The 9093-nt window shown below is 51.7% G+C and carries 10 protein-coding genes; 8 read left to right on the top strand and 2 right to left on the bottom strand.

The window, feature by feature from the left end; genetic code table 11:
• The 8 genes from R3177_RS10415 to R3177_RS10380 form a co-directional block, all read left to right on the top strand.
• On the top strand, positions 1 to 2032 hold a 2032-nt coding region (locus R3177_RS10415; protein WP_318970969.1), incomplete at its 5' end, for a chemotaxis protein CheA.
• Between the two features lie 11 nt (positions 2033 to 2043).
• Entirely contained in the window at positions 2044 to 3228 is a 1185-nt protein-coding gene (locus R3177_RS10410) for a chemotaxis response regulator protein-glutamate methylesterase (RefSeq protein WP_318970968.1), read from the top strand.
• A complete protein-coding gene (locus tag R3177_RS10405; RefSeq protein WP_318970967.1) occupies positions 3221 to 3964 on the top strand; it encodes a flagellar motor protein in 744 nt (247 codons plus the stop codon). Before R3177_RS10410 ends, R3177_RS10405 begins: the two co-directional genes overlap by 8 nt.
• Before the next feature lie 5 nt (positions 3965 to 3969).
• Positions 3970 to 4935: a flagellar motor protein MotB gene (locus R3177_RS10400; protein WP_318970966.1), complete on the top strand. Its 966-nt coding sequence runs from the start codon at positions 3970 to 3972 to the stop codon at positions 4933 to 4935.
• 2 nt (positions 4936 to 4937) lie between these two features.
• Positions 4938 to 5717 carry a ParA family protein gene (locus R3177_RS10395; protein WP_318970965.1) on the top strand — a complete coding sequence of 260 codons (780 nt, stop codon included), beginning with the start codon at positions 4938 to 4940 and terminating at the stop codon, positions 5715 to 5717.
• Positions 5717 to 6517 carry a chemotaxis protein CheW gene (locus tag R3177_RS10390; RefSeq protein ID WP_318970964.1) on the top strand — a complete coding sequence of 267 codons (801 nt, stop codon included), beginning with the start codon at positions 5717 to 5719 and terminating at the stop codon, positions 6515 to 6517. The genes R3177_RS10395 and R3177_RS10390 overlap by 1 nt, the downstream gene beginning before the upstream one ends.
• A gap of 29 nt (positions 6518 to 6546) precedes the next feature.
• Positions 6547 to 7041, top strand: a complete 495-nt coding sequence (locus R3177_RS10385; protein WP_318970963.1) for a chemotaxis protein CheW — start codon at positions 6547 to 6549, stop codon at positions 7039 to 7041.
• Positions 7042 to 7055: 14 nt separating this feature from the next.
• Positions 7056 to 7502 carry a DUF2802 domain-containing protein gene (locus tag R3177_RS10380; protein WP_318970962.1) on the top strand — a complete coding sequence of 149 codons (447 nt, stop codon included), beginning with the start codon at positions 7056 to 7058 and terminating at the stop codon, positions 7500 to 7502.
• Between the two features lie 71 nt (positions 7503 to 7573).
• Here R3177_RS10380 and R3177_RS10375 read toward each other — a convergent pair whose 3' ends face one another.
• Together R3177_RS10375 and R3177_RS10370 are read right to left on the bottom strand one after the other, a co-directional pair.
• The gene (locus R3177_RS10375) at positions 7574 to 7912 is read right to left on the bottom strand and encodes an EscU/YscU/HrcU family type III secretion system export apparatus switch protein (protein WP_318970961.1); all 339 of its coding nucleotides are present in this window, start codon (positions 7910 to 7912) and stop codon (positions 7574 to 7576) included.
• Positions 7909 to 9093, bottom strand: a 1185-nt coding sequence (locus tag R3177_RS10370) for a flagellar hook-length control protein FliK (protein ID WP_318970960.1), incomplete at its 5' end; no start/stop codon positions are given. The genes R3177_RS10370 and R3177_RS10375, both read right to left, overlap by 4 nt.

Genomic DNA, 9093 nt, shown 5'->3' with positions numbered 1-9093 from the left:
TGAACTGGTTGATGCCTGTCATGGCGCAGAGAACGTGTTTGATATTCTGCGAACCGGAAAACGACGTGTAACACCAGAGCTGATGGACGTTATTCTGCAGACGCTTGATGCGATAAACTCCATGTTTGTTGAAGTGCAGGCGAGGCAACCGCTGACCCCGGCCAATCCGGCATTGCTTGATGCGTTACATCATTACAGTGAACCGCAAAGCGAGAATGAAACCCCGCCGCTGGTCGTAACTGCAGAACCAGAAGCGCCGGCAGCGCCTGAGCCTGAAGCTTCTTTTGAAGCCGCAGCGGGTGGTGATATCGATGATATCAACGAAGAAGAATTTGAACGAATGCTTGATGAACTGCATGGCAAGGGCGCACCGGGGCGGGCAGAGCCAACGGCAGCGGTCGCGCCGCAGGCGCCGCTTACTGACGATGACAGTGGCGACATCACTGACGATGAGTTTGAAGCGATTCTGGATCAGCTGCACGGTAAGGGCTCATTTGTGCCTGATACCAATAAAACTGCGGGCGCACCACCACCGGCAAAAGCCCCCTCTAAACCCGCAGCGAGTGCTACAGCACCGGCCAATGCGAGTGCAGGTGACGATGAAATCAGCGACGAGGAATTTGAAGCCTTACTGGATGAGCTGCATGGTAAAGGTAAAGCACCGGTAGAAGTTCCGGTGCCGGCAGAGCGCAAGCCTGCACCCTCAGTGGCTGCTAAGCCAGCCACGCCTGCCGCCGCTGCGAAACCAGCCTCCACAGCGCCCGCCGCAGCGCCTGCGCCCGTTGCCCCGGCAGCAGATAAGGCGGCAGCGAATGCCGCACCGGCAGCAGAAACCACAGTACGGGTTGATACTAAGCGGCTGGACCAGATTATGAATATGGTCGGCGAGCTGGTATTAGTTCGGAACCGGCTGGTTAGTTTGTCAACCAGTACTCAGGATGAAGAAATGACCAAAGCCATTTCTAATCTGGATGTGGTCACGGCGGATATTCAGGGTGCGGTCATGAAAACCCGGATGCAGCCGATTAAGAAAGTGTTTGGTCGGTTCCCACGGGTGGTTCGCGATCTGGCCCGTTCATTGCAAAAAGATATCAATCTGGAGCTTGAGGGTGAAGATACAGATCTGGATAAAAATCTGGTTGAAGCGCTGGCTGACCCGCTGGTGCACTTAGTCCGCAACTCGGTTGATCACGGTATTGAAATGCCGGATGTGCGCTTAAAAGCCGGTAAACCGAAAGTAGGATTAGTCAAACTGGCAGCAACTCAGGCCGGAGATCATATTTTACTGACTATTCAGGATGATGGTGCCGGGATGGATCCGGAAAAACTCAAGGGTATTGCGATTAAGCGCGGTATTCTTGATGTCGACGCTGCTGCCAGAATGTCAGATAACGACGCTTTTAATCTGATATTCGCGCCGGGTTTCTCCACCAAAGAGCAAATCTCTGATATATCCGGCCGTGGTGTTGGCATGGATGTGGTGAAAACCAAAATTAACCAGCTAAATGGCACCGTACAAATTCATTCCAAGCTGGGTGAGGGCACCCTGCTGGAAATTAAAGTGCCGTTAACCCTGGCAATTCTGCCAACACTGATGGTTATGGTGGGTAAGCAGACCTTTGCGTTACCACTGGCAGGCGTCAATGAGATTTTTCATCTGGATCTGGCAAAAACCAATATTGTTGATGGCCAGTTGACGATTGTTGTGCGAAACAAAGCTATTCCGCTGTTTTATCTCGAGCACTGGCTGGTTAAAGGTTCTGATAAGAAGCTGCGCAGAGAGCAGGGCCATGTAGTGATCGTGCAGATTGGTACTCAGCAGGTAGGGTTTGTGGTCGATTCGTTAATAGGCCAGGAAGAGGTGGTTATCAAGCCTCTGGATGCGCTGCTCCAGGGTACTCCGGGCATGGCGGGTGCCACTATCACCTCTGATGGAGGGATCGCCTTAATTCTGGATGTGCCGAACTTACTGAAACATTATGCCAAGAAATCCAGAATTAAATTTGATCGGTTTAATAAGCTGAACGCTTAAGAGAGTGCTGCATGACGATCAGGGTGCTGATTGTAGATGATTCCAGTTTTTTTCGCCGTCGTCTGACGGAAATTCTGAATTCAGATCCGCAGCTGGAGGTAATAGATACCGCCAGTGACGGCAGGGAAGCCGTCACCAAAGCCCTGGCATTAAAGCCTGATGTCATTACGATGGATATTGAAATGCCGGTGCTTGATGGCATAAGTGCCGTGCGTGAAATCCTGCAAAGCCAGCGTATTCCTATTCTGATGTTTTCGTCGCTGACTCATGAAGGAGCCCGCGCAACTTTCGACGCGCTTGAAGCCGGTGCCGTCGATTTTTTACCAAAAAAATTCGAAGATATCGCCCGCGATAAAGAAGAAGCCGGCACGGTACTGCGTGACCGGGTAAAAGCGGTGGCCCGGAAAAGACCGCTAGGGCGTACCACCTTCAGCACGACTTACAATCAGCCCGATACAGCCATCCAAAAATCGGTGGCAGGCAGCACAGCAGCAGGTCGGCCGGCGCCCGGCGGCATCAGTGGTGGCTTAACCCGCAGTGCGCTTGGCCGGCCACAACTTACTGAACGGTTGGGAGCGAATACCAACCGCCATACCAGTTTTAAAGCCAGTGGTCATTGTTATAAACTGGTGGCTATCGGTACCTCTACCGGCGGTCCGGTTGCTTTGCAACGGATCCTGACAAACTTACCTGCCGACTTTCCGTTACCTATTATTTTAATTCAGCATATGCCGGCCGCCTTTACCGGTGCCTTTGCCCAGCGCTTGAATACGCTGGCAAAAATTGAAATTAAAGAGGCCACTGATAACGATACGTTACGTCCCGGCGTAGCCTATCTGGCACCCGGCGGTAAACAAATGCTGGTAGAGGGAAGTGATGGCCAGGCCCGGCTCAGAATAAAAGAAGACGACTCGCCGCGTATTACTTTTAAACCCAGCGTCGATGTGACTTTTGCGACTGCGGCCAGAGTTTTTCAGGATAAAGTGCTGGCCGTCGTATTAACAGGGATGGGAGCTGATGGCCGGGAAGGGGCCAGAATGCTTAAACAAGCGGGCTCGAGGGTTTGGGCTCAGGATGAGGCAAGCTGTGTGGTTTATGGTATGCCTCAGGCGATTGCTGCAGCCGGTTTAATGGACCTTGAAGTCAGTTTAAACGAGGTAGCCAGCCGGCTGATAACGGAAGTGAAACATGGATAAACTGGCGATCAGTGGTTTTATACTTGCCGTCCTGGCAGTAGCAGGTGGTTTTCTGCTGGAGGGAGGGGCGTTAAGCACGTTACTGCATTTACCGGCGTTTATTATTGTGGTGGGTGGCACTGTCGGTGCCGTGATGCTGCAAACGCCATTACCGCAGTTCCGGCTGGGGCTCAGTATGCTGCCATGGGTAGTAAGACCGCAGAGCTTACCGATGCAAAATACCATAGAGCGTATTGTTAACTGGGGTTCATCGGCCAGAACCAATGGTTTTTTGTCGCTCGAGTCGGCCGCATTGGAAGAAAGTGATCCCTTTTTGCACCGTGGGTTAAACCTTTTAGTAGATGGGGTAGAGGCGAAAGTGCTGCAGGATACCCTGGACGCAGAGCTGACCCTGGAGCGTGAACGTTTATTACGTGGTGCCCGTATCTTTGAAGCGATGGGCGGATACAGCCCCACTATCGGTATTGTCGGAGCGGTACTGGGATTAATTCAGGCAATGGCCAATATCTCTGAACCCAAGTTACTGGGGTTGGGCGTCGCTACTGCCTTTGTGGCAACGATCTACGGCGTGGGATTTGCCAACCTGGTGTTTATTCCGGTTGGCAATAAGCTAAAAAGCCTGGTGCATCAGCATACCCTTTATCACGAATTAATTGTTGAGGGGCTGGTTTCGATTGCAGTGGGCGAGAATCCGCGCAATATTGAGCGTAAGCTCGCTGCGTACCGGCTGAGTTAACGGCAATGTACCGGCATAAGCAGCACCATCAGCATGACGAACCGGAACAACTGGACCGCTGGTTAGTGTCTTATGCTGATTATATGACACTGATGTTTGCGCTGTTTGTTGTCCTTTATGCCATGTCGGTGGTTAAAGATGAGGAGTTCAGCGCCCTTGCCGACACGCTGACCAAGGTCTTTGAACGGCCGGCGCAGTCAGGCAGCGGCGTCAGTGGCAGCGGCGTGTTACCGCAAGCTGAGCCGCAGAGCGATTTTGATGAATATGGTACGTCTCTTGAGCCCGCAGAGGGGCCGGAGCTGGTCGCGGATGCCAGCAAGTTGTCAGAAGTGCGTCAGCAATTTCTGGGCAGCCCCTTAGTATCGCTGGAAAAAGAGCTTAAACAGGCACTGGCCAATTTAATTGAGCAGGGCGTGGTCAATATTCAGCAGGATGAAAACTGGCTTACTATAGAACTGAGCAGCGGCCTGTTATTTGCCAGTGGCAGCGCCACCGCCACCAGTTCAGCCCGTACCTTACTAAATGAAATTACCCGGATTATTAATCCGATCAATAACTTTATCCGGGTCCGTGGTTATACCGATGATGAGCCGATTAATAACGAATTATTTTCATCGAACTGGGAGTTGTCCGTGGCCCGGGCAACCTCGGTACTGCGGGTGCTTGAGGAGCTCGGTACCCCCCCTCATCGGATGGCGATAGAGGGTTATGGCCAGTATTACCCTGATAGTAGTAATGAAACTGCCGAGGGCCGTGCAGAAAACCGTAAAGTGGAGATTGCGCTATCCCGCTATGGCTATCTGCCAGAAGCGCTGGAACAGCGGCAACAAAGCGAAGAATTACAACAACAGTTACAACAGGTTACTCAGGATGATGGCAGTATCAGAGTAATTGCATTGCCAGGTGGAGGGGTAAGGATCACCACCCGTCAGGACAATCCGGATGCACTGCCCGAACAACAGGAACCCTGAATGTGGTAATTTGGACAATAGCTAATCAGAAAGGTGGCGTTGGTAAAACCACGACCACTGTTACCCTGGGCGGTTTACTGGCTGAGCGGGGCAAAAGAGTGCTGCTGGTTGACACTGATCCGCATGCTTCGCTGACTTACTATTTCGGCATTGATGCCGAAGAGCTGGAAAACAGCGTGTATGATATTTTTATTCGCGGCAAAGATATTACCCGCGAAGAGATCCTGCAATCGTTATGCCCAAGCGGCGTCAGTAATCTGGATATTCTGCCCTCATCGATGGCATTAGCCACGTTGGATCGCTCCCTTGGCAATAAGGGCGGCATGGGCCTGATCTTAAAAAAAGCCCTGCAAAAAGTGGCCTCTGAATATGATTATGTGTTGCTGGACTGTCCACCGGTCATGGGTGTGTTAATGGTCAACGCCATCGCTGCCTGCAATAGAATTCTGATCCCGGTACAAACTGAATTTCTGGCGCTGAAGGGGCTGGAGCGGATGATTGCCACGATGGCGCTGATGCGCAGCTCTCAGCAAAAAGACTATGCCTTTACTATAATTCCAACTATGTACGATAAAAGAACCAAGGCATCACTGGAAGCTTATAAAGAGTTAAAAGCGATTTATCAGGATAAAGTCTGGTCAGCTGTGGTGCCGGTTGACACTAAGTTTCGCGATGCCAGTGTGGCGCAGACCCCCCCTAATGTGTTTGCACCGGCATCCCGGGGCGTTTTTGCCTATAATACGCTGCTAACCTATCTGTTGCAGCTGGCACCGGAGGCATAATGAGCAGTCTGATTGCCAGCCAGAAAGTTATGCAGCATTATTTGAGTGCATTATTAACTGATGATGGCGCGACAGAAACCAGTCTGGTAGAAGATGCTAAAACCCGTGAGCTGAACCGGATCCTGGCCAGGGCCAGTCTGCCAGAAACTGACACGGCGCCTGTTGTGGCTGAAAAACCTGCGGCAGCCCCTGTTGTCAGCCCACCCACAGTCAGGCCTCAGCGCTCAGTTACCGGCAGTGAAGTGGCTGCGCCAGAAATAACGGCAACAAATCGCGATGTGCCTATTGCTGAGCGGCTGGCAGCGGCGGCGCAAACTCAGCAGGTTAGCACCGAAACGACAACAAAAGCTTACCGCCAGGGCCGGTTTCAGGCATTATTCTTCAGTGTTGCCGGATTAAAACTGGCGGTACCGCTTACTGAACTGGGTGGTATTCATCAACTGGGGGAAATTAACAGTTTATTCGGCAAGCCGGCCTGGTTTAAAGGGCTGATGCTGTACCGGGAACAAAAAATCAGTGTGGTTGACAGCGCCCGCTGGGTAATGCCAGAAAAATATGATCAGCAACTGCAGCAAAAGCTGAACTATCAGTATGTTATTATGCTCGGCACCAGTAACTGGGGTTTAACCTGTGAAACACTGATTAATACCTACACCCTTGAGCAGGATGAGGTAAAGTGGCGGGAAACAGATGGTAAAAGACCCTGGATGGCAGGGTTAATTAAAAAGCATATGTGTGTTTTAGTTGATGTCGACGCTATGATTAACTTACTTAATCGTGGCCAGAGCATTAATGCCTGAGCAGGCAGCAAAATTTACAGGAGCGGTATATGAGCAATAATCAGGCAAAAGCAGCCGGCAAAAAAGAAAGCACTGATCTGGTGTTACAGTGGGTGACTTTCCGTTTGCAGGAAGAAACCTACGGCATTAATGTGATGCAGGTGCAGGAAGTTCTGCGCTATACCGAAATTGCTCCGGTTCCTGGCGCGCCGGACTATGTCATGGGGATTATTAATCTGCGGGGTAATGTGGTAACCGTTATCGATACCCGGGCAAGATTCGGGCTGGCACCTGGTGATGTAACCGACAACAGCCGGATAGTGATCATCGAAGCAGAGCGCCAGGTTATCGGCATTCTGGTGGACAGTGTCGCCGAGGTGGTTTATCTGAAACAATCAGAAATTGATACGGCACCTAATGTGGGTACTGATGAAAGTGCCCGCTTTATTCAGGGCGTGTCCAATCGTGAGGGCGAGTTGCTGATCCTCGTCGATTTAAACAAACTGCTCAATGATGAAGAGTGGGAAGAAATTAATAGTCTTTGAGCGGAGTATTCCCAATGAACCCATGGCTGCCAGGCCTGGCAATGGTAATAGCAGTACTGCTGGCATTGCTGTGCTGGCTGTTACTGACACAGCGCAGCAGCGGTAAAGCGCAGCTGGCTGTGCTGCAGCGGCAGCTGGAACAGCAAAGCCTGCAACTGAACAACGCACAAAGCGAAACAGAAGAGTTACGGGCGGGTATTATTGGGGTAGGCCAGCGGGTGTTAACGTTAGACCAGCGGGTACTGACTCTCGAAAGCGAACTGCAGCAGTTGCAGCGTGTCTGTAATGAACTGGCCGAGCAGCAACAGGCCCTGTCGCTGACTGATCCTGAAAGTAAAATCTATACCCGAGCCATGAAGATGGTGCAGTTAGGCGCAGATTTAGAAGAAATTATGCGTGAATGTGAACTTCCCCGTGCCGAAGCCGAACTGCTGTTTAATCTGCATCAAGCCAAATCATAAAAAGGGTCGGAGTCAATAAATTATCTGCTCTGACTCTTGTTCAGGGATAAATAATTCGCTTTGACCCATTTTCAGGTTTTTAAGTCAATCCGCTGATGAATATTCTGCCACTGCTCAGGGAATTTACCTTGCAGGACATAAGAGAAGGCGATGAGTTCCGCTATCACGATATACAACTCTTTTGGAATATTATCGCCCAGCTCCAACTGACTGAGCAGCCGGTTTAACTCATCATCCTGGTGAATAAGAACGCCATGCTCTCTGGCCAGGGCAATGATATCCTCAGCCAGTTCACCGTGGCCTTTGGCAACAATAGTCGGGGCTGATTTGCCATCATATTTTAACGCCGTCGCGCTTTTGCGAACCGTGTTGTCGGTACTGGTGTGATTGCGGGTGCTGTCTTTTGTCATACTCTTACCGTTAGCAGACTGTTATAACGGGGGATCAGGCTGTCGGGTATTTTACCCAGCTGGCAGTCAGCCTGTGTAATGGTTAAGCCCTGTGAGGTGCAGCGGTCTTTTAACAGCGGCAGAAATTTCTGAGCCAGCCGCAATGCTTCGTTGTGATCGGTATAGAATTGCAGCTGTAATTCCTGCTGTTGTAATTTAGCCACTGCCAGTAAATTACCGTACTGTTGTAAATCAAATTTCATCGTCAGTTGCCATTGTTTGTGTCCCTGCTTACCGCTCTTACCGTCTGCGTCGCGCTGTTCTAACATCAGTTGCGGCATAATCGTCTGACCTTGCTGTTGCAGGGGGAGCTGCAGCAGCCATTGCTGCAACTGGCTCTGAGCATCAACGGTTGCTAGCTGACTTTGCTGAAGGGGGCTGCTTAAACTTGCCAGCTGACGCAGCGCACTGGCAGCCTGGTTGTTATCAAGCTGCGATACCAGCTGGCTTAAGCGGTTAGCTGGCGTCCCGGCAGCGGGTGTGACTTGCTTTTGACTTAAATGTCCGAGCAACAGCTGAATAGCCAGCGCCAGCGTGCCACCGGTGGTCTGCGGATTCGGCTGACTTTGCAGAGGCTGGAACTGCAACAGCGCGCTAAGCTGGGCAGCAAGAGCCGGTGGCGCCAGTGGTTTACTGATGTCCGGCAGGCTGCGTTGGATCTGGCTGAACAGTTGCTGTAACGGTGCCGGCAGATCCTGCATCGCTGCCGGCTGCATCAGCGGCTGCGATAACAAGGGTAACAGGTTACGCCAGGCCTGCGCTTTACTGTCAGGCGACAGCGGTGGCAGCAACTGACTGGCGTTTGCGGTCCTGCTTTGCTGTAAGTGATCTGAAGCTGCCGGTGCTGACTGCGCTGATGTGCTTTGTGCGGCGCTTCGGGAGCCGTGCACGGCAGTTTGCCAGCTGACATTTCTGTCAGCTTGCTGCTGGCTGACGGTCAGTTGCTGACTGTGACCGCTTGCCTGCGACTGTAATTGTAATTGCCACTGGCCGTTCGGCGTTGCCGGCGGTTTGAGTTGCAGCGTTATCGGTACCGGGCTTGACGCTGTGCCCGCACTGTTTGTGCTGCTGTTCGCCAGACTCTGCGCCAGTTGCGGTGGGACAGTAAGGGTTATCTGGCCCAGATTAATTTTTCCGCCGGC

The sequence above is a fragment of the Arsukibacterium sp. genome, from assembly GCF_033722355.1.
Taxonomy (GTDB): Bacteria; Pseudomonadota; Gammaproteobacteria; order Enterobacterales; family Alteromonadaceae; genus Alishewanella.
This window is presented reverse-complemented; position numbering and strand designations above follow the sequence as displayed.

Bases quoted from the DNA above. Each gene is read 5' to 3' on its own strand.
- R3177_RS10405 (WP_318970967.1), top strand. From the start codon at position 3,221: ATGGATAAACTGGCGATCAGTGGTTTTATACTTGCCGTCCTGGCAGTA.
- R3177_RS10410 (WP_318970968.1), top strand. From the start codon at position 2,044: ATGACGATCAGGGTGCTGATTGTAGATGATTCCAGTTTTTTTCGCCGT.
- R3177_RS10380 (WP_318970962.1), top strand. From the start codon at position 7,056: ATGAACCCATGGCTGCCAGGCCTGGCAATGGTAATAGCAGTACTGCTG.
- R3177_RS10400 (WP_318970966.1), top strand. From the start codon at position 3,970: ATGTACCGGCATAAGCAGCACCATCAGCATGACGAACCGGAACAACTG.
- R3177_RS10385 (WP_318970963.1), top strand. From the start codon at position 6,547: ATGAGCAATAATCAGGCAAAAGCAGCCGGCAAAAAAGAAAGCACTGAT.
- R3177_RS10390 (WP_318970964.1), top strand. From the start codon at position 5,717: ATGAGCAGTCTGATTGCCAGCCAGAAAGTTATGCAGCATTATTTGAGT.
- R3177_RS10375 (WP_318970961.1), bottom strand. From the start codon at position 7,912: ATGACAAAAGACAGCACCCGCAATCACACCAGTACCGACAACACGGTT.